The organism is Terriglobia bacterium, from assembly GCA_035712365.1.
In the GTDB taxonomy this organism is placed as follows: Bacteria; Acidobacteriota; Terriglobia; order UBA7540; family UBA7540; genus SCRD01.
The window spans coordinates 22,593-48,032 of the sequence record DASTAW010000001.1 but is presented as its reverse complement, the minus strand read 5'-3'; the positions used below and the strand labels follow the sequence as shown (position 1 = coordinate 48,032).

Sequence of the window (25,440 nt, the reverse complement as noted above, 5' to 3'; positions counted from 1 at the left end):
TGGCGGCGGAACACACGCCGCAGTTCGAAAAGCGGATTCTTCGGCCAGAAAGCGGCCTCAGAATGACGGCCCCCAAACGCCCCTGGCTGTCCCTGTTGCCGACTGCCCGATCATGATCGTGCAAATGGCGCAATCATCATCGTGATTCTGGCGGATGAGATTGTGCTGTGGCAGCCGGCAATCGGAACTCTGCAATTCCTCCTTACTCGTCACTAACCACTGACCACTAACCACTGCCTTATTCGTGTCTCAAGGCCACCATCGGGTCCACCTTCGTCGCGCGGCGCGCGGGGATGTAAGTCGCAAGCAATGAGACAGTCCCCACGAGGAAGGGCACGATGATCAAGACAAGCGGTCCATGGTCCGCGAAACCGTTAAACATTCCGGCAAAAAGGCGCGGCAGCGGAAGCGTGAGAACGATGCCGATGGCACATCCAATCCCGGTGAGCAGGTTGCCTTGCCGCAGGACGAGGCCGAGCACCTGTTTTTTCTGGGCGCCCAGCGCCATGCGAATTCCTATCTCACGGGTGCGCTGATTTACTGAGTAAGCAACCACACCGTAGATTCCTACAGCGGCAAGAACGAGCGCGAGACCGGCGAAGATTGCCATCAGGGCGACCATCATCTTGTCGCCGCCCATATTATCGGCCGCGAGGTCTTGCATGGTTTGAATTCTTCCCACTGGCTGGCCTTTATCCACCGACCACACCGCGCGGCGCAGCATGGGCGCAAGCGCCGAAGGCGCAAGGCGCGACCGGACGACAAGGGCCATGGTTGCTTGTGCCATCTGGAGATAGGACTCGTAGATCTGTGGGCGAGGGGTCAGCTGGCCGATATAGTCATTCACGTTTCCAACGATACCCACAATCTCGGCCTTTTTGTTCTGGCCTCGATCCACTTCAAATTGCCGGCCGATCGCATCGCTCTTGGGGAAAAAACGCCGCGCAAATTCCTGATTAACAACCGCTACGACAGGCGCGCGCGTGTCGTCAGAATCCGAAAATTCGCGTCCCTTTATTAAAGGAATTTGCATCGTGCGGAAATACCCCGGCCCCACCACGAAATAGTCCGCCGAAGGCCTTTTCGTTTCCGGCACAGGCGGTTCGCCCTGGATGCTGAAGGGCGTACTGGAGTTACAACCGGTCGGAACGCACGTGTCGGCGCCGGCCGATTCGACTCCGGCAATGCCCCGCACTTTTCCGGTAACTTGCTGGAAGAGGGCGATTTGCGCGGCGGGCTTTTGGTATGGCTTGCCTTTCAGGTCAATTTGCGCAACCACGACGTGGTTTGGGTTAAACCCGTTTGGCTCAGTGAACTCGCGGATGACTTCACGGATGACGATGCCCGCGCCGGCCAGCAAAACAAGAGCAAGCGCAATTTCACAAGTCACCAGCGCGCTGCGCAAGCGGCTGCAAGGAAATCCGCTGGAGCCCGTCCGGCCGGTCTCGCCCAGCGCATCGCCGGGGTTCGCCTTCGACGCGCGTAGGGCGGGCACAAGACCAAAGACGAAGGCCGCCAGCAAGGAAACCATCAAGGTGAAGAGTAGCGTCGCCGGGTCCATGCGGAAGCCGGCGGCCTGCTGCCTGCCATAGTCGTTGAAATTGAAACCGGCGCGGAGCAAATCGATTCCCCAGACAGACATCAGCAACCCGGCCGCTCCGCCCAGCGCGCTGATAAGAAGGCTCTCAACGAGCATCTGCCGAAGCAGGCGGACGCGGCTTGCCCCGACCGCAGCCCTGACGGCCAATTCGTGTGCGCGGCCGGCGCCTCGCGCCAGCAGCAATCCCGCGATGTTGGCGCAGGCAATCAGCAACACCAGGCCCACCACGGTCATTAACAACATCAAGCCATTGGTCACGTATGCGGACCGGATCTCGTACTCCTGGAGAGTCTGGACGGTAATACCCCAGCCTTTGTCCGCCTTTGGATAGGCTTGCGCGAGCCGGCTGGCGATTGAACCCATTTCCGCCTGCGCCTGTTTTGTTGTCACGCCGGGCTTGAGCCGGCCGAAAACGAGGCCGACATATCGGTTGTCGCGCGACGATGGGGCCAGGTCTTTCGGCTCAAACGCCAGCGGGGTCCATAGCCGCGGAAACGCGAGCCACGAAAACGAAGACGCCACCGGCGGCATGACGCCAACGACCGTGTAAGGCTCGCCGTTGATCTCGAGATTCTTTCCAATCACATTCGGGTCCGAGTTGAAGCGCTCGCGCCAAAGGGGGTTGCTCAGAATAACCACACGATCGTTTCCGGCCGTCGCTTCGCCCGGCAGGAATGCGCGCCCGAGAGTTGGCAGAACCCCGAGGATTTTGAAGTATCCCGGCGTGACGCGGTCGCCGGCCACTGATTCCGGCTCTCCATCGCCCGTCAGCGTAAACGAGGCGCCGGCATCGGCGGCCACGGCTTCAAAAACATTGTTCTGCTCGCGCCAGGACTCGAAATCGAGCGGGGAAACGGGCTCCAGGTCACATCCTTTGATCAGGTTCTTCGAGGAGACCGCACACAAACGATCCGGCTCTTTGACCGGGGGCTTTCGCAGCAGGATTGCGCTGACGGCGCTGAATATTGTGGTGTTCGTGCCGATGCCGAGAGCAAGCGTCAGAACGGCAACGGTTGTGAAGCCCGGATTGCGGCGAAGCTGGCGCAGGCCGTAGCGCAGGTCCTGGATGACTGTTTCAATGATGTGCGAACCGCCGACGTCGCGGCATTCTTCTTTCACGTGCTCCAGTCCTCCGAACTCGATCCGTGCCTGGCGCCACGCTTCTTTCGCAGTCATGCCTCCGGCCACGAGGTCGGCAATTCTCTGCTCAAGGTGGAATCGCAGCTCGGCATCGAGACGTTTTTCGGTAAACTCTCTTCGGAAAAACCGTTCGTACCAGCGCATGAATCAGCCCTCAGCCACAGTAGCGACGAGTTTACGTCGCCATGTGGCGGCGTAAGGCCGCCTCTACTCCGCTGTCCTGAGAATCAACGCGACCGCATCGATCATCTGCTCCCAACCCCTGACCTCGGCCGCCAGCTGTTTCCGACCCTTGGGAGTGAGCGCGTAAAACTTCGCCTCACGGCCTGTCTCTGTGGCCTTCCACTGCGCGCGCAGCCAGCCGCGGTCCTCCAGCCGGTGGAGCGCGGGATAGAGCGAGCCTTGTTGGAGTTGGAAGAAGTCGCGGGAGATCTGCTGGATGCGCTGAGCAATGGCGTAGCCGTGGATCGGGCCCAGCGCCACAACCTTCAGGACCAGCATGTCCAGCGTTCCCTTGAGAAGTTCAGCTTTTTCTTCGGCCATAAATAACACCTAGAATATCTACATATACTGCCGGGGCGCTCGAATGTCAAGCGGCTTTTAGTCCATTTCTGGTTTTCGTGAAGCATGAGCCTGGAGTTCAAAAGCGGATCCTCGGCCGGAAACCGGCCCTAGGATGACGGCTCGTTAAGCGCGTTGGCCTGCTGTATTTTGTCGGGCCTGAAGATCCCGACCCTCTCATCTCACTCAGCCAAGGCGTTAGCTCTTTCCTCAGGAGGTCGGAGCTTCAGCCACTGCAGCAATAGCCGCACCAGCGGAATTTGCTTGACAAACACTGGCCTAGCATGGTAGCCTCATCTCAATGCCTGCAAGCATCGAGTTTTCCGGGACTAAAAGAGACAAAATGGGACAAAAAAACACGTTTTTTGCAAAACAAACCGGAGAGGTTGTTGAAAACAAAGAGAAATGGCCAAAAAGCAAACCGGAACAAACCGGAAAACAAAGCGGAGAAGTTGTTGAAAACACGTGGCTGTGGAAAAAACGAACCGGAACGAACCGGAAAACTAAGCTACCGATCTTATTGAAATCATTAGAAACCCTAAAAATCAACCCTAAAACGAACCGGAGCCTTCCCGAGGGCTAGGACATTAGTGGACAGAGCGCCTTCCATGAACCAATCCGCAAGAACCGGCCAGTCTTAAGTCCCGTACCCAAAACAAGCACCTCGGAAGAGTTGGAGGTAGATTTGCCTTCCTGCGGCCAGGTGGCGAGGCCCCGTACCAGGTGGTACGTGACGAGATAAACTCGCCGCTACGACAAAATTCGAGGCTATGCCGAGGCGGCGCTGACGGACTTGCTGGTTCGTTGTTCGCGGTTGACGTTGATGGAATAGATCAGAAATGCGCCCACCACGCCGCCGATGGTTACGGCCGCCCAGGCGATGTTGTAGCTGTGCGTGGCGTCGAAAATCAGTCCTGCCGTCCATGGCCCGATCCACTGTCCCAGCGAATTGGCCATGATGATGACGGCCAGCAGTTTGCCGAGCGTGGCGAGGCCAAAGCACTCTGCCGTGACCAGTGGAATCAGCATGTAGTCGGCGCCCATGGCGAAGCCAAAGATGATGGCAAACGACCACGCGGCGATGGGATAGCGGGCAACGAACAGCAGCGGAATTGCCAGCGCCAGCACCAGGTAGAAGGTGGCCATCACGTTCTTCTTCTGGAAGCGGTCGGCCAGATAACCGACAATCACGCGCCCGGCGAGGCCGGCAAACAGCAGGCCGCTCGAAATCACAGAAGCCTGGCCGAGGGTATATTTCTGGTCGTGCAAAAAGAGCACAAACTGCTGGATGACGGTGCCAATGGCCCCGATCACCAGCGTGCTGCCGAGAAGGATCAGCCAGAAGTTGGCCGAGCGCGCTACGCGGCGAAGGTCAAACACCACCGCGGGCGCGGAGGGTTGGGCCGCAGCGACTTCCGCGCCGTCTGGAGCGAGTCCCATATCTTCCGGAGCGGAGCGCGTGACCCACTGCGCGACGGGAAGAAGCACAACCAGGATGAGAAGCCCCACCGCTTCAAAGGCGCGCCGCCAGCCGTAATGCGAAATGAGGAAATGGACGAGGATGGGCGATACCGCGCCGCCGACTCCCAGGCCCAGGTAGGCATAGCCCATTGCGCGCCCGCGCGCCGCGCGAAACCAGCGGGCGATGAGCACCTGATTGGGGATGGGCCCGGTGAGGATGTAGCCAAAAACCTCGGCGATGGAAAGCAGGTAATACTGCCACAGGTGCGTCATCCATCCCATCAGTATGAGCGGACCGCCCACAAATATCAGACCGAAGCGAATGATGGCGCGCGCGCCGCGGCGGTCGATCAACGAACCGAGGTAGCCCACAAACGGAGCAACGATCAGGAACCCGATCAAAATGCCCAACGTCACCTGGCTGCGCGAGAATCCGAGGTTTCTCACCAGTTCCGGATAGAAGACGGGCATGCCGTAAAATACGATCCCGACCCCAAAAAAGAGGTTCAGGAACGCCGCGGCAACAACCCACCAGCCATAAAAGATGCGCATGAGGTTTCCCTTCTTTTTCTCAAAGCAGCTCGCGCAAAGGCGGCAAGGTGCAAAGAGACGCGGCAGAGCGGCGTGCTACCGGCTATCGCAAGCAAATTGTGCTTCGACGTCGGGCCAGTGATCGCGGCACCACTCTGCCATTTCAAGAACGCGCATGCCGCTCTTCCATCCAAACGCGGCGTGAAGGTGCAGCAGCCAGGCAATCAGGCCCTCCTCGGGATGAAAGAGCAGCAGGTGGAGCGCCTTTTCCGCCTTGCCTCCCGAGTTCATTGCGTATTCGCTGTCCGGCAACTGGAAGATTGTGTGCATCTGGAAAGTGGAGCAGCCGCGAAGGAGATACTCAGCGGCGATGCGGCCGGAGTGGATGTCACCGGTGGCGCTGACGGGGAGGAATTCGCGTTTTGCGTGCGAGGCGAACCGCGCGGCCAGGAATTTTTCCAGCACGCTCAAATTGCGGTCGCTCAGGTCCGGACCGCCGTAGGCGACGCCCACCTTGTCCAGGTATGGTCTGTTCGGATCGAAAAGCCGATTGGCATAGATCAGAAACTCCGGCTGGCTTTCGCCCGAAGCCACGTGAACGGCATTGAGCATGCGGAGCTGAAAATCATCTTCAAACAGCGCGTTGAACATCTTGAGGCCGACGCGAACCTTTCCGGGTTCGACCGCGTGGATCAGCGCCGGCGCCTTCGCCAGCCACTCCAGAATTTTGGCCTGCTGCGCCGCGCGCCCCGAGCCCGCAAGCGTGGGGCTGAAATCTTTTTCGAGCGGCAGGGCCAGAGCCGGCCAGTGTTTCTTCCAGGGTCCCAGCAGGAGCCTGGTGGTGAAAACGTACTCATCCTCTTTCCAGAAGTCTTCCTCGGGTGTTGGCAGATGATACTTGACCGAAGGGACGATCAGCATCCCGGGGCCGGCGCCGATGGCAAGCGCCTGGTCGAAAAAGTCGCGGTAGGCCTCCAGCGTGTTGTACCAGCCGCGGCCTTTCCAGGTGACGGTCCAGCCTTCTTCTCCGCCGCGCCCGCGGATTCGCTCGACGGTCATGCGCGTTTCCGGGATGGCCCACTCCCACATGCTCTGCTCGCCCTGGCTGTCCTGCGCGATGACGGTCTTGAGGATGACAAAGCCGAGGCCTGCGACTGCATCCTTTTCCACCTGATGCGCGGCCAGCGAGAGCTGACCCGACGCCTTGCCGAAAGGGTTCTTGACAGGCAGGCCGCCGTATTCGCTCTGAAGGTCGATGCCGTATGTTGAAAGAACGCGAGGTTCGAGCGGCCGCGGAAGGCCGTGGCGGAAATCGTCAAAATCCTTTTGAAGCTGAGCGGAATCCTGCTGGCTTAGCTTTGGCTTGCCGCGAAGCCGGACTCGAGGCGGGCAATAGTCCTCCATGAACAATTCAATCCTTTTCGCCTTTTGGACCGTCCAATTCGCCGATGTTCGCAAGCGATTCTCCGATTTTCGCGAACTCGCTTTCCGGCAGCTCGGGCCCCCACGGATCATAAGTGGACTCGCGCCCGATGACGCCCAGATGCGCCAGCGTCCAGAGCATCCTGCGGATGTAGCCTTCCATCGGCGGAATAAACAGCACCTGGGACAGGCGGTCAACGGCCCCTGAAAGGTCCAGGAATTCTACGGAATGGCCGCTGAAGTAGGCATCCATCATGTTGTATTGAAGCTCGGTGCAGGCCGCTCCCATGCCGATCAGGGCCGCCTGCGCGCCAGCCATCAGGCTGTAACCGAGAAAGCGGTCCTCGCCGGTGATCAGGAGTTTTTCCGGGAACTCTTCGCCGATCAGGTTTGCCACATTCTGGTAGGTCATCACGCTGTCGAGCGTGGCAAGCTTGATGCCCATAACTTCGGGCAAGGCAAAGAGCCGGCGAAGAAGCCCTGGAGAATATGAAATTCCACCGGCGGCCTCGTAGAGGTAAAAGAGAATAATGGGCTCGTGGAGTGAAGCAAGCTGTTGGTGATAATCGAGCACCCGTTTTTCAAGTTCGCCTTCTTCCGCAATTTTTCGAAGCGGCGAAGGAGCATAAACCAGCAACGCATTCGCGCCGTGCCGGAGAGCGTCATCGGCCATTTCGAGCGCCGAATCGGCATAAGCCGAAAACGACGTGGCGGCCTGGTGGGAGCCTCCGACGCCGGCAATAATCAGCTTGTCGGCGCCGATTCCCTCTGCCCAGGCCTGCAAAACCTGGAGACGCTGGTCGCGGCTGAGGTGCAGACCGCGCCCCGTGTGCGCCCACAACGCAACGCCCGCAATGGGCTGCAGGCGCATGTAGGCGATGTACTTCTCCTGCGCAGCGGCATCGACCTGTCCGTCGGAAGTCATCGGCACAGGAACCGCAGGAACCAGGCCGTGCCAGAGGCGACGGCCGCATTCGTCAACCGTGAGCGGTTTCATGCCCGGAACTCCTCAAACCGAATTCGGTATCTCTCGACTTTTTTCAGGTCGATTTTATAGCCCATGCCCGGGCCCTCGGGCAGATGGATGAAGCCCTCACCGGAGATCTCAATGGGAGGCCCAATGATATCATCCTTGAACCAGCGAGCAGAAGCTTCAACATCCGTGGGGAAAGCAAAATTGCCGAGCGTCGCGAGATGCAACGCCTGCGCGGAAGCCACGCCGAGTTCAGGCATGGTCCCCATCCAGCAGGGAATACCTGCCGTCCGCGCGGCGTCGTGGGCCTGCTTGGCGGGCGCGAGTCCTCCCATGCGCTGCACCTTGATGTTAATAATTTTTGCGCTCCCCAGCCGGATGGCCGTGGCGATGGATTCCAGGTCTTCGGCGGATTCGTCGATGCAGATGGGAGTTTTCAGGCGGCGTTGGAGCTCAGCATGTTCGTCGAGCGCCTTGCGGGCAAGCGGCTGTTCAAACATCATCAGGCCGTACTTGTCGAGTTGTTCAAAAATCGCCGCATCTTCCAGCCGGTATGCGGCGTTGGCGTCAACCATCAACGGGATGTCTCCAAACCGGCTGCGCACAGCCCGCACGAGTTCCACGTCATGGCCCGGCATGATCTTGATCTTGATGCGGCGATATCCCTGTTGGAGGAAAGTGCCCACGCGGTCGAGCAGCTCATCGATGGACGGCATCAAGCCGATGGCAGCGCCGGAGGCGAGCGGCCGCCTGCTTCCGCAGAGCATTTCATACAGCGGCACGGAGACGAGGTTGGCCCAGAAATCCCAGACCGCTCCTTCAACTCCGGCCTTGGCAAACGGCTCGCCGGGGAATTGCGAGAGCCACTCGAAGCACCGGCCGGCCTCGGGAATGGGCCGTTCTAGTAATCCCGGGGCAACTTTGCTGCGAAGGAAATCCCAGGTCGTCCCGGGCGTTTCGGAGGAATAAAATGAGCCGCCCATGGGCGAGGCTTCTCCCCAGCCAGCGGCGCCGTTTTCGCCCTGCAATTCCACCAGGACAGCGTCTTTGACGGAGACTTCGCCATTCGATATTTTGAAAGGTTCGTGCAGTGCGACCTGCACCCAGTGCAGACGAATTGCTGAAAGATAGATGGCTTTCGACATAGGGGCCTGATCCAGAAAAATCTATTCTGGCCGGTGCAGGTAAGTCAATAAATTAATGTCAGGACCGCAATCCGCACGAGAGGGCCTGTTTCAACGGCAACACCGAATGTGCTACAACATATTTTGGTCGCCGCCGTTTTGTGGTGAAATAGTGGGCTCTGTTGGCCGGGAAAGGGAAAAGGAGAGGAGTTGTCATGATCATCGGTGTTCCCACGGAGAGTTTTCCAGGAGAGAGGCGTGTGGGCATGGTGCCCTCCGCTGTCCCTTCACTGGCGAAAGCAGGATTCGAAGTTGTTATTGAAGCCGGAGCGGGCGTCAGCGCGGGATACCTGGACGCGGACTATGCCGACAAGGGGGCCAGGGTCCTGGGCAGTCGCGCGGAGATCTTCAAGACAGCCGACATCGTCGTGCAGGTCCTCTGCTATGGTTCGAATGACAGGACGGGAAAAGACGACGTTGCGCTCTATCGCGAGGGCCAGTTTCTTGTGGGCTTCCTGCGCCCGCTGGGAGCGGTGGAGACCCTGCAGGACATCGCCGCCAAGGGGGTATCGTCGTTCAGTATCGAATTGATGCCCAGGATCACCCGGGCGCAGAGCATGGACGCGCTTTCATCGATGTCGACCGTCTGCGGCTACAAGGCGGTACTGCTTGCCGCGGATACGCTGCCGCGGCTTTGCCCCATGCTGACCACCGCCGCAGGCACCATCACCCCAGCCCGCGTTTTCATCGTTGGAGCGGGGGTGGCCGGGCTTCAGGCCATTGCCACCTCGCGCCGATTGGGGGCCGTCGCCTCGGCGTATGACGTGCGTCCGGCCGTCAAGGAGCAGGTGCAGAGTCTCGGCGGCCGTTTTGTTGAGCTGCCAATCGAGGCCAAAGACGCCCAGGACGCCCGTGGATATGCCACGGCTCAGGATGAAAGCTTTTATCAACGCCAGCGGGAACTGCTGGGGCGGGTAGTGGCGGAAAGCGACGTGGTGATCACCACGGCCGTCATCCCCGGCAAGAAGCCGCCGGTCCTGGTGACGGAGGAGATGGTGAAAGGCATGGCGCCAGGTTCGGTGATCGTGGACCTTGCTGCGGAGCGTGGCGGGAACTGTGAATTGACGGAAGCCAGCAAGGTTGTGGTGAAGCACAATGTCAGCATCGTAGGCACCATCAACCTGGCCAGCACGGTCCCTTATCACGCCAGCCAGATGTACGCGCGGAACATCAGCACGTATCTGCGCCATGTGTTCAAGGATGGGAAACCGGAAATCGATCTGGGAGACGAGATTACCCGCGAAACGTTGATTACGCGGGGCGGAGAAATCGTACATGGCCGCGTGCGGGAATTTTTCTCATTGCCTGCCCGGAGTGCGCGGCAGAATGCTTAATTGGGGTTGTGTGCTGGCTGCTCAAAGCAGTTCCCGCAGTCCGCATTGCGAAATTTAGTTAAAGGAGGGTACGGTGCCAGAAGGTTTTATCTCAAACTTGTATGTTTTTGTGTTGGCAGCTTTCCTCGGGTTTGAAGTTATCCGCCGGGTTTCACCACTGCTGCACACGCCGCTGATGGCTCTGACCAACGCCCTGGACGCCATCGTGGTGGTTGCCGCCATCATCATCGCGGGGCGCGAAGGCTCGACGCTTTCCCTGGTCCTCGGGGCCATCGCCGTTGCTGCCGCCTTCAGCAACATGATCGGCGGTTTTCTGATTACGGACCGCATGCTGCGGATGTTCAAACTGAGCGGACGTAAGAGACAATGAACACATCCCTATTGCACCTGACCACCGTTCAGTACCTTACCGATTTCGCCTACATCATCGCCATTGCCTTTTTCATCCTGTCGCTGAAATGGCTGAGCTCACCCTCGACTGCGCGCCACGGGGTCCTGATCGGCGAGATCGGCGCGGCGATCGCCGTGGTTACCACCTTTTTCAACCCCGATCTCGTTCGGTTCAAGTGGATCCTGATCGCGTTGCTGATTGGCGTGATTATCGGCATTCCCCTCGGCATGGTCCACATGACGGCCGTTCCCCAGCGGACGGCCATGAGCCACGCCTTCGGCGCTCTGGCCGCGGCCCTGATCGGGATTGCCGAGTATTACATGCGCATCCCCCACGTCAACAAGTTCGAGATGACGGAAATCTCGCTGGAAGTGATCATCGGCTGCCTCAGCTTTACGGGCAGCCTGATCGCGGCCGGCAAGCTGCAGGAATGGCTCCCGCAGCGTCCTATTGTTTACAAGGGCCAGAATTATGTGAGCTTCACGGTGCTGACCGCCGCCGTCGCGTCGGCTTTGATTCTCATCATCAACCCCGTGGCGCCCTTCCTTTTCCCGGCCATGGTGATCATCTCGCTGCTGTTCGGCGTGATGCTGGTGACGCCCATCGGCGGCGCTGATATGCCGACGGTGATTGCGCTTTTGAACTCCTACGTCGGCCTCACCGCAGCCCTGCTCGGGTTCGTGCTTAATTCGAAGGTGCTGGTGGTTGCCGGTGCTCTGGATGGTTCTTCCGGCTTCATCCTGGCCGTCATCATGTGCAAGGCCATGAACCGCTCGTTTACTAATGTTCTGTTCGGGGCCTTCGGCCAGCTCCAGGTTTCTGCCAAGGGCGAGGAAGAAGAAAAGGTTGTCCACAGCGCCTCGCCAGAAGAAGCTGCCGCGATCATCGGCGCCGCAAACACGGTGCTGGTCGTACCCGGCTACGGCATGGCGGTGGCCCAGGCCCAACACAAGGTCCGAGAAATGTTCGATGTGCTCACCAAAAAGGGCATTGACGTGAAATTTGGCATCCACCCGGTTGCCGGGCGCATGCCGGGCCACATGAACGTCCTCCTTGCTGAAGCCGACGTTCCTTATGACAAACTGGTCGAAATGGACGATGCCAACAGCGAAATGCCCCAGACGGACGTGGCATTGATTATCGGCGCTAATGACGTCACCAATCCGGCCGCAAAAACCGACCAGGGCAGCCCCATCTACGGCATGCCTATCATCGAAGTGAACAACGCGCGGACGGTGATGGTGATCAAACGGAGCCTGAGTCCCGGCTTCGCGGGTATCGATAACCCGCTGTTTTACATGGACAAGACCCTGATGCTTTTTGGGGACGCGAAGTCTTTTGTGAGTGGGATCGTCAAAGAGCTGGCTGGGGGCGGCGATTAACACACAAAGCGTACACGCCGTCGTCCGCGACAACTGGATGAACAGTCTTGCCATGGACTGCCGTGACTTTTCTAAGTGCTGCACCACAATCGGCTTACCAACCTGTTTGCATTTTGATTTTGTGTTGAAAGCTAGATCGAGAAGGCAAGCCTGCGATACAATAATGCACAATGAAGTACCTCCGGAACCAGCCCGTACCGGAAGGCCGCCGGGAACACGATCGGGGATCCGCGAAGTCGGGATTCATGTGGTTCGCGGGACTCGTGCTTGTCGCGCTCGCGGTGCTTTTTTACGTCGTGCTGGCGCGGCTGGACCGTGTCGACCGGGAAGTCCGCCACCTCAACACCCAGACTGACCAGACGAGCATGAAGGCGGATGCCGCTGCGGCGAATGCGGCCGCCGCTCTCGATCGGGCTTCCACTGCCGAACAGAGCGCCCAGCAGGCCGCCCACCAGCGCGACCAGGCGGAGCAGCAGAAGTCTCAGGCCCAGCAGCAGGCGCAGCAGGCCGAACAGCAGGCGCAGGCGGCGCAGCAGCAGGCCACGCAGGCTGAGGCCAAGGCGGAGGACTACCGGAAGCAGCGAGAAGCTGAACTCGACCGCTTGCAGCAGAGCCTGGGCCAGATTGCCTCGACGCGCCGGACGGCGATGGGCCTGGTGATGACCCTGGGAAGCAAGTCCATCCGTTTTGCCTTTGACAAATCGAGTTTGCGGCCCGAAGACAGGGAGGTGCTGAGCCGCATCGCAGGCATCCTTTCAACGCTGAAGGGATACCAGATCTCCGTTTACGGTTACACGGACGACATCGGCACCAAAGATTACAACCAGAAGCTTTCGGAACGGCGGGCACAATCCGTTTATGGCTATCTCGTGCAGAACGGCCTGGATCCCACCATCATGTCGACCAAAGGCTTTGGGGAAGCCGATCCACTGGTGGCCGGGGATTCCGAGCAGGCTCGAGCGACAAACCGCCGGGTCGAGATCGGCATTGTCGATTCCACCATCAAACCCCTTTCGTCTCTGAACCAGTAATCCAGCGAGACAGCCCGACCTATCAGGCAGAAGCCCCGTCCATAAATGCGCCAGCCGTGCAAGATTCTGGCCGGCACCCAGGTCGTGACTGTTCGACTTACGGCGCGCTGTCTCACCCGTTCTTCGGTCAGACGACGCGGCAAAGGCCTCCGCCTTACAAAGGAACCAAGCTGAGCCACCCCCGGCGTCCAGAAATCCGTTGACACTTTTCTCAGCTTTTTGCTACGTTCAAAAGCTTGCAACTGACGGAATTGGAGAGGAAGCTTCCCGACCGCAGCAAGCGTGCCATAAAGGGCCACTGAAGGGGCGAGAAGCTGGTGAACCAGGATGTTTGTGCCGCAGAGAATGTTTCTGACCAAAGGGGTTGGGAAGCACCGGGAAAAGCTGACGAGTTTTGAGCTGGCGCTTCGATCGGCTGGAATCGCAGCCTGCAATCTGGTCCGGGTTTCCAGCATCTTTCCACCCCGCTGCAAGATGGTTCCGCGTGCTGAGGGCATCAAGGAATTGCAGCCCGGCCAGGTTACGTTCGTCGTGATCAGTGAAAATTCCACACGCGAGCCTCACCGTTTGATTGCTGCATCCATCGGAGTTGCGATGCCTGCCGACCGCAACACCTACGGCTACCTTTCCGAGCACCACTCCTTTGGCCAGACCGAACAGGTGGCCGGAGAATACGCCGAAGAGCTGGCCGCCGAGATGCTGGCCACAACCCTGGGCGTGGAGTTCGATCCGGACCAAAGCTGGGACGAAAAGAAGGAAATCTACCGCATCTCGAACAAGATTGTCCGAACCTCGGAGATCACCCAATCGGCGATCGGCGACAAGCGGGGCCTTTGGACGACAGTTTTGTCTGCGGCCGTTCTGCTGGGTATTGAAGGTTGACGCCTGCGGGTGCGCCCAGGAGGACCGTTCAGGGGAATCCGTCACAGCCATCGCATTTTCCCTCCGAGCCCCGCGATAAAAATAAACAGGAGCCATATCATGCGCAAACATGAGATCTTGACTGTCCCAACTCGCCCGCTGGAAATCGACCGGAAGAAGAACGCTGCGTCGCTGCTGGAGAAGATGCAAGGCATCTCCTTCCAGGGGCGAAACCTCGGCATTGCATTCCAGATCTGGAAACGCATGCTGGATGACCGGGTCATCATCATGATGGGGCTGTCCGGAGCCATGATCCCGGGCGGCATGCGGCGCCTGGTGGCTTACATGATCAAGCATCGGCTGGTGGACTGCGTGGTGTCAACCGGGGCCAATTTTTTCCATGACATCCATGAAACGCTGGGGCGGCTGCACTATCAGTGTTCTCCCAGCATGAATGACGTTCACCTGCAGAAAAACCTGATCGACCGCATGTATGACACCCTGGTGGACGAGGAGGAGTTCCGGGAAGAGGATGAATTCATCGGGCGGTTCGCCGCAACACTTGACCAGTCGCGACCTTACACCACGCGCGAGTTTCTGTATCTGCTGGGCAAGGAAGTCTCGAAGCGCGCCAAAGAGGACGGCATTGTTACTTCAGCCTATAAGGCGCGGGTCCCGCTCTATTGCCCTGCCATCGGCGATTCGTCGATCGGCATCGGCATCGCCGAAAATCGGCACCTCGGCAAAAACCGCTTCACCTTTGATGTGATTGGCGATGTGCTTGAAACGGCACACCTGGCAGGCGAATCACCCGCCACCGGCGTCATCTACTTTGGCGGGGGCACGCCCAAGAATTTTGTGCAGCAGAGCGAGGTGACGGCAACCTTCATGCGGAACGCCGCAAACGGCCACAAGTATGCCGTTCAGGTTGTTACCGACATGCCTCAATGGGGCGGCCTTTCGGGCTGCACGTTCGAAGAAGCCCAGAGTTGGGGGAAGATCGCTCATGACGCCAGCATGGTCACATGCAACTGCGATTCGACCATCGCCATGCCCATCCTGGTCACGGCACTGTCTGAAGAACGGGAACTGATCAGCAAACGGAAGAAGCCGATCTTCGAAATGGGCCCTGAGCTTAAGTTCTCCTTCCCGAAATGAGTAAATCCGAAGCGTCGTGGGGAACCTCACCAGACTTCTTCATTGTTTACAGACGGATGAGAAGCGATGGCGGCCGGGTGGAACCCGCGATGATCGGGTGTACACCGCCGAACCTCGGGGTAAACCTGGCCTCCCAAGGCCCGCAAGCCTAGGAATTCAAAGATGATACTGCCCATCGTCCTGCCGCGCCGGGGCCGCCCCGCACTCGTAAACGGCAGGAAATGGGCGGTTTGACTGGCCGCCGGAAAGCTGCTAACATACAAGCATCGCAGGCAATCAGCAGAGTAGTATCTGGTTGGAGGGTTAATGATCAGAGGAACCCGACACAAGCAGACCAGGCTCTCCCCACGGCGGAGGAAGACTTCTTCAGGCCCCAGGAATGCAGCCTCAAGAAGCGCCTCACGGGACCACGTTGCGCAGCCAGTGAGGACTCGGAAAACGTCTCCCGTGGTAGTTCAAAATCCCCACGACGTTGAGCGCGAAGCAGCGCTGAAGGATTTTGGAATCGCAATCCGGTATTTTCAAAAAAGAGATTATCAAAGAGCATCTGAGCTGTTTGAGAAGGTTGCGAGGGCACCGGTCCGTGAGATAGCTGACAGAGCAAGGGTCCATCTAAGCTTTTGCGAACGCCAGTGGTACCAGGAAAGACATCCCAAAACGGCGGAGGGATGCTACGCCCGCGGAGTTGCGGCACTCAACAGCCGTGACCTCGATCAGGCCCGTGAGTATCTCAAAAAGTCGGATAAACTGGTCCCTGGTCAGGAATACGTTCATTACGCTCTGGCTGCTGTTTATGGACTCCAGGGCGATCCGGACAATGCCTTCAGCCACCTTGAGGAAGCGATCAGACTCCGTCCGCAGAACCAGGTCCAGGCACGCCACGATGAAGATTTCCAGACGCTATCAGCCGACCCGCGCTTCACTCGACTTCTGGGTGCTGATGCGCGCCAGCCGCTGAGATAAGGCGCCTGAATTTTTCCGCGATCATCGCTTTCACCAACTCATCGACACAGGTGCAATAGATGAGGGTTGTCGCTATCGGGGGCGGTACTGGCTTGGCCGTTCTGCTGCGCGGTTTGAAGCAGTTGGTCATCCCCGAAAGCTCCCAGGGACAGCGGTCAATAACCCGGTTGACGGCTGTCGTCACAGTGACGGACGAGGGCGGGAGTTCAGGACGCCTGCGGCGCGACTTCGGCATGCTGCCGCCGGGCGACATTCGCAACTGCCTGGTAGCGCTTGCTGAGGACGAAAAGGTCCTGACCAGGTTGTTCAATTATCGTTTCTCGGCGGGGAAAGGCCTTCGCGGACACAGCCTCGGCAATCTATTTCTCACGGCTCTAACCAAGCTGACAGGTGATTTTTCGCTGGCGGTCAGGCTGGCGAGCGAAGTGCTGGCGGTGAGAGGAGAGATATTCCCCGCAACTCTGGCGGATGTCCGCCTCACTGCCCAGCTTGCTGACGGCCGGCGCGCGGAGGGAGAAACTCAGATTCACAACACCCGTGTGCCCATCCGCAAGCTGTCGATGGCGCCGGCGCGGTGCCGTCCCATGCCGGAGACCCTCGACGCTGTAGCCGAAGCCGATCTCATCACGGTGGGGCCGGGATCGCTGTACACCTCGCTCCTTCCCAACCTGCTGGTTTCACGTATTGCGGAGCAGATCGCGCGTTCGAAGGCTACCAGGGTCTTTATTGGCAACCTCATGACACAGCCCGGCGAGACGCGAGGTTACACCGCTGCTGAACACCTTGAGCCGATCATCCAGCATGTCGGGAGCAACCTCTTTGACTTCGCTGTCCTGAACAACCGCCCGTTTCCAATTTCGATGCGTAGGCGGTACGCCGCTGGGCAGGCTGAGCCCGTCACTAATGACCTGGTGGAGATCCGGTCCCTCGGGGTCTCTCCTATCTGTGCTCCACTGCTTCAGACGGAGAATGGAGTTGCGCGCCACGACGCAAACCGGCTCGCCCGTTTGCTGCTGGATCTTGCCAGATCGAGGAGCCGGGGCTCGAAAGCCACCTCTGGCCGCCATGGGGAAGCATAAAGGCGCCAGCCTATCCGCTAATCAGCTTGATTTTAATTGGTTTACGTTTGAAGATGGAACCCATGCAGCCGTTTATGCGAACTATAAAAACTATTCATTTCTCAGATCCTGCCAGGAAGAAAGAAAATAGGTCTTCTGGTCGGAGGAGTAGTGTCTAAACACGATTCAATGGATGAAAAAACGAGAGGCGAACGTTCTCGCGGCCTTAATCAGCACGATGAGCACGACGCCTGCGGAGTGGGATTTGTCGCTGATCTCAATGCTCCCGCGTCGCACCGTGTTGTTACTCAGGCGCTCGAATGTCTGGGGTGTCTGACGCACCGTGGTGGTGTGGATGCTGACGGGGCCAGTGGTGACGGCGCGGGTATTACGGTACAGCTTCCTTCGGATTTCTTTGCCCGGGAAGCGCGCCGCCTTAATTCTGGATTTCAACCGCACTGGCGCACCGCTGTCGGCGTATTTTTCTTCCCGTCCGACGGAGTAGCACGCGCGCAGGCCATGTTTGCCGCCGAAGAAGCGGTCCGCAATCGGGGGCTTTATGTGGCGGGTTGGCGCCAGGTTCCTGTGAATCCGGACGCGCTTGGTCCCCAGGCTCGCGAGAGCCAGCCGGCCATCTGGCACCTGCTGGTGGCGCAGCCGGCCGACCAGGAACGCGAATTTGAACAGATTCTTTACCTAACTCGCAAGGAAATCGAGCGGCGGATTGCCGAAGCAAAGCTTGCAGACTGTTACATCCCTTCATTCTCCTCGCGCAATATTGTCTACAAAGGTTTGATGGCGCCCTCGCAGCTTGGGATTTTCTACAAAGATCTTGGGGACCCGGAATTCAAGACTTCCGCTGCTCTTTACCATCAGCGTTACAGCACCAACACTTCGCCCACGTGGTTTCTGGCGCAGCCCTTCCGGCTGGTCGCGCACAACGGCGAGATCAACACTCTGCTGGGAAACCGCAACTGGATGCGGGCCCGTGAAGCCGTGCTGGATCACCCCATCTGGGGTAGCGAATCCGAGTGGCTGAAGCCGGTGATACAGCCCGGAGGGAGCGATTCCGCAAGCTTCGATAATGTCCTCGAATTGCTCACCCGTTCGGGCCGCGCGGTGCATCACGCGCTGTTGATGATGATCCCGGAGGCCTGGGAGGGTTCAGTTGAAATCCCCGCGGACGTTCAGGCTTTCTATCATTACCACTCCTGCCTGATGGAGCCGTGGGACGGGCCTGCCGCCATGGCATTTCTGGACGGCCCGCTGGTGGGGGCGGCGCTCGATCGCAACGGATTGCGCCCCGCCCGTTACACCATCACGCGGGACGGCTTGGTGGTCCTGGGGTCCGAGGTTGGCTTGCTGCCCATCGAGCCCGAACGAGTGCAGGAGAAGGGAAGGCTCGGCCCCGGCCAGATTCTTCTGGTGGACCTGGAACATAAAAAGGTTTTCAAGAACGAGCAGCTCAAAAAGCAGGTTTCGCACGCCCGGAAATACCGGAAATGGATTCGGAACCAGATGCTGTTCCTACCGCGGTTCAGGGCAGAGCAAAGCGGGCTGGCGGAAGCTGCCGCGGACCGGCTTTCGTCCACTGACCGCGCAAGCTTCATCGCCTTGCAGCGCGCAGCCGGATATACCGAGGAAGATCTGGAGTTGCTGATCAAACCCCTGGCCGGCATGAAGAAAGAGGCGACCGGTTCCATGGGCGACGACACACCGCTTGCCGCCCTCTCCACGCGCCCGCGCCCTGTCTACCATTATTTCCGGCAGATGTTTGCCCAGGTTACCAATCCGCCGATCGATCCGCTGCGCGAGTCGCTGGTGATGTCTCTGAATCTTTATCTGGGCGCCCGCCACTCGGTGCTCATTGAATCACCCGAGCACGCCCGCATGATACGGCTGGAATCGCCATTACTTTTTGATGCAGAACTCACCGAACTGAAGCAGCTTGGGGAAGAGAAGTTCAAGCCTGTGACGGTCTCAGTCCTATTCCCCGCCAGCCAGGGGCCGGAAGGCATGTCGGCAGCCATCGACCGAATCAGACAGGAATGCCTGGCTGCCGTGAAGCAGGGCAGTTCCATCCTGATTCTGAGCGATCGCGGATTGGACGCCGGCCATGCCGCGGTTCCGATGCTGCTGGTTGTTGGGGCCGTGGTTGAGCACTTGATCGCCGAGGGCGTTGGCAATAAGGCCGACCTGGTGCTCGAAACCGCTGAAGCCTGGGAATCCCATCAGTTTGCTTGCCTGGTGGCCTATGGCGCAGCCGGCATCAATCCTTATCTGGTCCTCGAAGCTGTGGCCGACCTTGCGGGCCGGGGCGAGTTGGGGCAGATTTCCATGGCTCAGGCGCTGGAAAATTTCCGGAGCGGCATCGAGACAGGCATCAAGAAGATCATGTCAAAAATGGGCATCTCGACGCTGGCAAGCTATCAGGGCGGCAAATTTTTTGAGATCATCGGCCTTGACCAGGACGTGGTGAAGGAGTTCTTCCCAGACACTCGTTCTCTGATCGGCGGCCGCAAGTTGGTGGATCTGGCACACGACGTTATTGCGCGTCACCGTGAAGCTTTTCCGGCCGTGGCCGATAAACCGGAGTTCGCAGGCTACTATCGGTTCCGAAAAGGGTTTGAACGCCACGCCTTCAGCCCGCAGGTGATTCGCAACCTGCAGAAGGCCGCCAAGGAAGGCGATGAGGAGAGTTATAGGGCTTTCGCGCGAGAGGTGGACGAGCGAGAGCCCATCACCCTGCGCGACTTGCTAAAGTTTGTCCCTGCCAAGCCTATTCCCATTGAGGAAGTGGAGCCCGTCGAGAGCATCTGGAAGCGCTTCACGTCGCAGGCGATGTCCCTCGGCGCCCTGAGCCCTGAGACCCAGCACACGCTGGCAGTGGCCATGAACCGGATCGGCGCGCGCTCAAACACTGGCGAGGGCGGGGAAGATCCGAACGTTTACTTCATCGAACTTGAGAGCGGCGACTCCGCCGAAAACAAGATCAAGCAGGTGGCTTCAGCGCGATTCGGCGTGACGCCCGAATACCTGGTTCGGGCCGAGCAACTGGAAATCAAAATGGCCCAGGGCTCGAAGCCCGGCGAAGGCGGCCAGTTGCCCTCCCACAAAGTCACGCCCATGATCGCCCGCGTACGCCGCGCCGTGGAAGGCATTTCGCTGATCTCGCCGCCTCCTCATCACGACATTTATTCCATCGAGGACCTGGCTCAGTTGATCTACGACCTCCGAGAAATCAACCCGAGCGCCACCATTGCCGTCAAACTGGTGTCGCAGGCCGGTGTGGGTACCGTGGCTTCCGGTGTCGCGAAGGCGAATGCGGATGTGGTGCTCATCAGCGGTCACGACGGCGGCACGGGGGCATCGCCGCTGATCTCGGTCAAGAACACGGGCTCTCCATGGGAAATGGGGCTTGCCGAAGCCCATCAGTGTCTGGTTGAAAGTGGCTTGCGGAGCCGGGTACGGCTGCGGGCCGATGGCGGATTGAAAACCGGGAGAGATGTTGTGGTGGCGGCAATGCTGGGCGCGGACGAATTTGGGTTCGGCACCTCAGCCCTGGTGGCGCTGGCTTGCGTGATGGCGAGGCAGTGCCACCTGAACACCTGTCCCGTGGGCGTGGCGACCCAGCGCGAAGACCTGCGGAAGAAATTCCCGAATGAGCCGGAGCGGCTGGTGAATTACATGCGGCACGTCGCCCAAAACATTCGCGAACTACTTGCCCAACTCGGGTTCCGTTCTCTCGAAGAGATTGTGGGCCGCACGGACCTGCTGGTTCCAACCGGCCATAGGGTCGAAGGCCGCCGCGGACAGTTCGATCTTCGTCCTCTGCTTCACCGGCCCGATCCTGAAATCCGCTCCAGCGTTCGGGCCCGGACTCCCGCGCGGAACCTTGATCCGCTGGCGCTGCGCATGGCGGAGGATGTGAAGCAGGCCCTTGACCAGGGCACGTCGATTGTTCGCGAATACGAGATCAGCAACATCAATCGGACCATCGGCGCCCGCGCCGCGAATGCCATCGCCCTCCGCTACGGCAACCGCGGAATGATAGACCAGACGGCGGAATTCCGTTTCCGCGGCAGCGCCGGGCAGAGCTTTGGAGCTTTCCTCACTGAAGGCCTGCGGTTGGTGCTGGACGGCGAAGCCAACGATTACGTGGGCAAAGGATTGGGTGGAGGAGAAGTCATCATCCGGCCGCCGAAGGAATCTGCTTTCGCATCAAATGAGAACGTCATCATGGGCAACGCCGTGCTCTATGGCGCTACGGCTGGCAAACTGTTTGCCGCCGGGCGCGCCGGAGAACGTTTTGCCGTGCGCAACAGCGGAGCAACGGCCGTCGTCGAAGGCGCCGGCGATCATGCCTGCGAGTACATGACCGGAGGCGTCGTCGTCATTCTGGGCGAGACCGGAAGAAATTTCGGCGCCGGCATGACCAATGGAATCGCTTTCGTCCTTGATTCCGCCGGCCGTTTTGAACAGCGTTACAATCCTGAGCTGGTCGGGATCGAGCGCGTGATTGAGCCGGGAGATTCTCATCTGCTTCGGCAGCTGGTGATGGCACATGCCGAAAAAACCGGCAGCCAAGCGGCATGGGACATCCTCGAGAACTGGTCTTCGAGCCTGCTGTCATTCTGGAAAGTACACCCACGATCAAAACCGGCAGACGCTCCTGCTGAGGCGGTTCCCCGATCTTCAAACCAGCCTGCCCAGGTGTAGCGGGCACCTTCCCGCAGAATCGTCAGAACCACGTCACCAACATGGCGGAACCGCGGCCATGTTCAAATAGAACCAGGCGATCAGTAAATTTTACCCGCTGTGCCAAAAATAAGCACAAATCGCGGAAGCATTCAATTCAGTGAGAGTTGAGCTGTTTATTTTCAGCAACTTACAAAATTGTTAATCTTCCAAGTGAAAATCCCATGCGTCCCATTGGGGAGCTCCAGAGCCGATACATAGCCTATGTATGAAGGCTATGCATAAAGCATTTCCCTCGCCGCCCCCGCCAACCGGCGCGACCGCGCGGGCGAGCCGAGGAAGAATTGGACGATCCCCTCAGGCGAGCCGACGGTAAGACGACTTTGTTCTGCAATCTGAAATCTTTGTTAAATTCCCCGTGGTTTGCGTGCCGCCATCCTGACAGAGATCATGCCCTCGGCGCCAGGATAGCGGGGCAGGCGCCGCGCCGCTGACGGGCCGTGTGCGGTCTTCGTTGGGGACACATCTGCGCACTCGCAAGCCCTGCGATCGGCGCCCTTGGCCCGCCCGTTTTGCCGCCATCTCAAATAATGCTTGACAGCCCATTCCCTATATGTTACATATTGTAGCGCTACAATGAATAACAATACTTCAAAGATGCAGAAACCGCTCAGCAAGCTCGAACACTTGGTCATGGATTTGGTCTGGTCCAAGGGCCCTTGCAGCGCCGAGTCTGTTCGTGAGGCCCTCCGGCCCGAGTGGCCGATGAAAGAGTCGACCGCGCGCACGATTCTTCGCCGCCTCGAACAGAAGGGCTATCTCGTGCATGAGGTCGACGGGCGCACTTATCTCTACCGCAGCACTCAGGCGCGCCAGAGTGTGGCCGTACGCGCCGTTCAACAGATCATCGACCGGTTCTGCGGCGGTTCGGCGGAACAGCTCCTCGCGGGCATGGTTGACAACAAAATCGTCGATGGCAAGGAACTTGAGCGTCTGGCGCGGCGGGTTGCGCAGTCCCGGAAGCAGCGGAAGTCCTGATGACCCATTGGAACGACAGTTCGGCGGCGCGCGTGCTGGTCCTGCTGTTTGACAGCAGCATCCGATCGCTCGTTTTGGCCGGCGCCTGCTGGCTCATTATTCGGCTTTTCCGGGTGCGCAGCGCCTGCGTCCGCCACGCAACCTGGACGGCTGTGCTTTTGAGCATGATGGCGATGCCCTTGCTTCGGATCGCCCTGCCTTCCATCCCGATCAAGGTCTTGCCGGCAACCGGTGCGAGCTTCCTCAGTAAAACTCTGGCTTCTGCTGCTGGGTCAGAAAAGCCACCCGATTCCATCCAGGTTGATCGCACGGATTTCAGCCTCACTCAGAATTCTCCCGTGACTCCTCGTCCACTCTGGGCTCTGCTGACCCTGATCGTTTACGCGGAGGTCGTTGCTGTCCTTTTCGTGCGACAGGGCCTGGGGCGCTACCTCGCCTGGCGATTGGTTCGTTGCTCCCGGCAAATCGGGTCCGACGATCTGCTCGTATTGGCGCAGGAACTCTTTTCGCAGCGTGGAATCTCGCCGCATATTTTTGAGTCGGACCTGGTCCAGGCGCCGGTGACCGTGGGGCTCGTCAGGTCAACGATCATCCTGCCGCCGGACTGGCCAACCTGGGAGCGCGAAAAGCTTCGGGCCGTCATAGCTCACGAGGTCTCGCATGTGCGGCGGCGGGACTTTGTCACTCAAAATCTTTCGGCGCTCAACAAATGTCTCTTCTGGTTTCACCCGCTTGCCTGGTGGCTTGATCGCCATTTGAAGGACCTTGCCGAGGAAGCGAGCGATGATTGCGCTCTGAATATCACGGCCGACCGTCATGACTATGCGGACGTGCTGTTGTCTTTTGCTGCACGCGCGAAAAATGCCGGCGGCCGGGTTCGCTGGCAGGGCCTTGCCATGGCGAGTCGCGGCCCGACCAGCAAGCGAATTGAGAGAATTCTTCAGGCACAGGGCGGGTTTTCAGCGAGGTTGTCCCGGCCAGCGCTGGCTTCGATTCTGATACTTGCTCCGATCTTCACAGGTTCATTGGCCGCTCTACACGCCCGCAGCAAAAGGATTGGGCACGGTTCGAGCACCCAGGCGCCGCTGGCCCTGCCGGAGAAAATCGCGATGCATTCTTTCGAGGGTAGATGGCAGGGCGAACAAGACCCTGTCCTTATCACTCTCGCATTTAAACAGCGCGGCAGAAAGCTGCTGGGCATTGCTATAAATCGGTTTGCCCAGAGCCATCCGTCCGGGGGAGACCAGCCGGGTCTCGGTCGAGTTCCGCTGCGTCCCGCTGCGCCTCCGCCACCTCCTCCGCCGAGTGGAAGGGTTTTGCGCGCCACTCTTCAAGGCGACACGCTCTCCTTCGCGGTGGCGCCCGACCGTGGCGGCGTGCAAGCGGATTACCGGCTGCGGATGGTTGGCCACGGTCAGGCGAGGCTAACGATCATTTTCCCGGGCGGCCTTGAGTTTTACTCAGGCCTTGAGATGACAAAAAGCAATTAGGTTTGGGGTTGGGGCGCGGCTGTCTCGGCGCGTTCGCGGAGTAGTGTCGGCATGTGTGGTGACGGCAAAAGAATGCCGGGCTGAAGCCCGGCGCTACAACCAGACCTTCAGCCGGCATGGCAGCGCAGGAAATATGTCTTTGTAGCGCCGACCCCGCCGGGGCGGGGTCGGCACGGGTGGTAAGGGCAAAAGAATGCTTATCTGAAAGGAGATTCACGATGCACATTGTAAAATCGTTTCTGGCGATCACTTTATTTCTGACCCTGGCTGCGGCGACGGCCTTCGCACAACGTTCGGCGAGCGAGGAACTCCGCCTCGGCGCCGAAGCTGCCAACACTGGCAATTTTTCGCAAGCAGCCGGGCATTTTCAGAGTGCCGCCCGGCTCCAGCCGAATTCGCTTCTCGCCCGTCTTCACCTGGCGAGCGCCTATGCGCGCGAGTATATGGCAGGGCCGCCAGCCTCCCGGTCTGAAGCATTGGCTGAACAGGCAATCAAGGCATACGACTCGGCGCTCAGGCTTGATCCCTCCAACAAACTTGCTCTGTGGGACCTTGCCGTCTTCTCGCTTGCCGCCGGTCACCCGCAGGCCAGCAAGCAAAGTTGTGAAAAACTAATTCAAGTCGATGGCACGAACGCCAATGCCTGGTATCTCCTGGGCATGCTGGACTGGGAACTCAGCTTCAAGCCATACCTCGAAACTCTTAGGGAGGCCGGATTGAAGCCGGGGCAACCGGGATTCATCAGGAATACCAGCCTGCGTGAAAAGTACCGAGCAGCTCAGTCCCCGCTGATCACGGCGGGACTGCAGGCCGCTCGAAAAGCCCGTCAGCTTGACCCGAACCTCAGTGCAGCGATGATATTCGAGAATATGTTGCTTCGAGAGAGTGCTGCCTTCGCAGAAAATGAGGAAAGTTATCGCAGGACGATTGCCGAGGCCGACATGCTGGCCGCCAAGGCAGGAACTACGCGGCAACCGCTCGCCGGCGCTTCGACGCAGCCAGAGCTTCAGCCGAATGCGCCGCCGCCCCCGCTGGCTGCTCCACCACCGCCGCCACCTCCTCCGCGTCCGACATCAGGCTGAGGAGTTGTTAATGTTTGTAGCGCCGACCCCGCCGGGGTGGGGTCGGCACATGTGGTAAAACTAAAGGCATGATATCGCCTTA

19 protein-coding genes are annotated in these 25,440 nt (G+C 59.2%); 13 read left to right on the top strand and 6 right to left on the bottom strand.

Features of this window, described 5'->3' with window-relative positions; translation table 11 throughout:
* Positions 1–238 precede the first annotated feature (238 nt).
* Both VFQ24_00215 and VFQ24_00210 read right to left on the bottom strand, forming a co-directional pair.
* A complete protein-coding gene (locus tag VFQ24_00215; GenBank protein HET9176763.1) occupies positions 239–2,884 on the bottom strand; it encodes an ABC transporter permease in 2,646 nt (881 codons plus the stop codon).
* 63 nt (positions 2,885–2,947) lie between these two features.
* Positions 2,948–3,283, bottom strand: a complete 336-nt coding sequence (locus VFQ24_00210; GenBank protein HET9176762.1) for a PadR family transcriptional regulator — start codon at positions 3,281–3,283, stop codon at positions 2,948–2,950.
* A gap of 361 nt (positions 3,284–3,644) precedes the next feature.
* On the opposite strand from VFQ24_00210, the gene VFQ24_00205 reads away from it, so the two are divergent.
* Positions 3,645–3,884, top strand: coding sequence for a hypothetical protein (locus tag VFQ24_00205; protein HET9176761.1), 240 nt, complete (start codon positions 3,645–3,647; stop codon positions 3,882–3,884).
* A gap of 185 nt (positions 3,885–4,069) precedes the next feature.
* Here VFQ24_00205 and VFQ24_00200 read toward each other — a convergent pair whose 3' ends face one another.
* The 4 genes from VFQ24_00200 to menC form a co-directional block, all read right to left on the bottom strand.
* On the bottom strand, positions 4,070–5,314 hold the full coding sequence (locus tag VFQ24_00200; protein ID HET9176760.1) for an MFS transporter: 1,245 nt from the start codon (positions 5,312–5,314) through the stop codon (positions 4,070–4,072).
* Between the two features lie 75 nt (positions 5,315–5,389).
* Positions 5,390–6,751, bottom strand: coding sequence for a hypothetical protein (locus VFQ24_00195; protein ID HET9176759.1), 1,362 nt, complete (start codon positions 6,749–6,751; stop codon positions 5,390–5,392).
* Positions 6,705–7,712 (bottom strand): dihydrodipicolinate synthase family protein, encoded by a 1,008-nt coding sequence (locus VFQ24_00190; GenBank protein HET9176758.1) that lies wholly within the window; start codon positions 7,710–7,712, stop codon positions 6,705–6,707. The genes VFQ24_00195 and VFQ24_00190 overlap by 47 nt, the downstream gene beginning before the upstream one ends.
* Positions 7,709–8,833, bottom strand: a complete 1,125-nt coding sequence (gene menC, locus VFQ24_00185; GenBank protein ID HET9176757.1) for an o-succinylbenzoate synthase — start codon at positions 8,831–8,833, stop codon at positions 7,709–7,711. The genes VFQ24_00190 and menC overlap by 4 nt, the downstream gene beginning before the upstream one ends.
* Before the next feature lie 194 nt (positions 8,834–9,027).
* On the opposite strand from menC, the gene VFQ24_00180 reads away from it, so the two are divergent.
* The 12 genes from VFQ24_00180 (at position 9,028) to VFQ24_00125 (ending at position 25,358) form a co-directional block, all read left to right on the top strand.
* Positions 9,028–10,206 (top strand): Re/Si-specific NAD(P)(+) transhydrogenase subunit alpha, encoded by a 1,179-nt coding sequence (locus VFQ24_00180; protein ID HET9176756.1) that lies wholly within the window; start codon positions 9,028–9,030, stop codon positions 10,204–10,206.
* 73 nt (positions 10,207–10,279) lie between these two features.
* Positions 10,280–10,576, top strand: a complete 297-nt coding sequence (locus VFQ24_00175; protein HET9176755.1) for an NAD(P) transhydrogenase subunit alpha — start codon at positions 10,280–10,282, stop codon at positions 10,574–10,576.
* Positions 10,573–11,979: an NAD(P)(+) transhydrogenase (Re/Si-specific) subunit beta gene (locus VFQ24_00170; protein HET9176754.1), complete on the top strand. Its 1,407-nt coding sequence runs from the start codon at positions 10,573–10,575 to the stop codon at positions 11,977–11,979. The genes VFQ24_00175 and VFQ24_00170 overlap by 4 nt, the downstream gene beginning before the upstream one ends.
* Before the next feature lie 170 nt (positions 11,980–12,149).
* Positions 12,150–13,010 carry an OmpA family protein gene (locus tag VFQ24_00165; GenBank protein HET9176753.1) on the top strand — a complete coding sequence of 287 codons (861 nt, stop codon included), beginning with the start codon at positions 12,150–12,152 and terminating at the stop codon, positions 13,008–13,010.
* Between the two features lie 327 nt (positions 13,011–13,337).
* A complete protein-coding gene (locus VFQ24_00160; GenBank protein ID HET9176752.1) occupies positions 13,338–13,892 on the top strand; it encodes an arginine decarboxylase, pyruvoyl-dependent in 555 nt (184 codons plus the stop codon).
* A 99-nt stretch (positions 13,893–13,991) separates the two neighbouring features.
* Complete coding sequence (locus VFQ24_00155) at positions 13,992–15,029, top strand: deoxyhypusine synthase family protein (protein HET9176751.1); 1,038 nt, start codon at positions 13,992–13,994, stop codon at positions 15,027–15,029.
* Positions 15,030–15,476: 447 nt separating this feature from the next.
* A complete protein-coding gene (locus tag VFQ24_00150; GenBank protein ID HET9176750.1) occupies positions 15,477–15,992 on the top strand; it encodes a tetratricopeptide repeat protein in 516 nt (171 codons plus the stop codon).
* Positions 15,993–16,051: 59 nt separating this feature from the next.
* On the top strand, positions 16,052–17,071 hold the full coding sequence (locus VFQ24_00145) for a gluconeogenesis factor YvcK family protein (GenBank protein ID HET9176749.1): 1,020 nt from the start codon (positions 16,052–16,054) through the stop codon (positions 17,069–17,071).
* 150 nt (positions 17,072–17,221) lie between these two features.
* The gene (gene gltB, locus VFQ24_00140; protein HET9176748.1) at positions 17,222–21,769 is read left to right on the top strand and encodes a glutamate synthase large subunit; all 4,548 of its coding nucleotides are present in this window, start codon (positions 17,222–17,224) and stop codon (positions 21,767–21,769) included.
* A 615-nt stretch (positions 21,770–22,384) separates the two neighbouring features.
* On the top strand, positions 22,385–22,786 hold the full coding sequence (locus tag VFQ24_00135; protein ID HET9176747.1) for a BlaI/MecI/CopY family transcriptional regulator: 402 nt from the start codon (positions 22,385–22,387) through the stop codon (positions 22,784–22,786).
* A complete protein-coding gene (locus VFQ24_00130) occupies positions 22,786–24,276 on the top strand; it encodes a M56 family metallopeptidase (GenBank protein ID HET9176746.1) in 1,491 nt (496 codons plus the stop codon). Before VFQ24_00135 ends, VFQ24_00130 begins: the two co-directional genes overlap by 1 nt.
* 218 nt (positions 24,277–24,494) lie before the next feature.
* Positions 24,495–25,358, top strand: a complete 864-nt coding sequence (locus VFQ24_00125; GenBank protein ID HET9176745.1) for a tetratricopeptide repeat protein — start codon at positions 24,495–24,497, stop codon at positions 25,356–25,358.
* Positions 25,359–25,440: the final 82 nt, after the last annotated feature.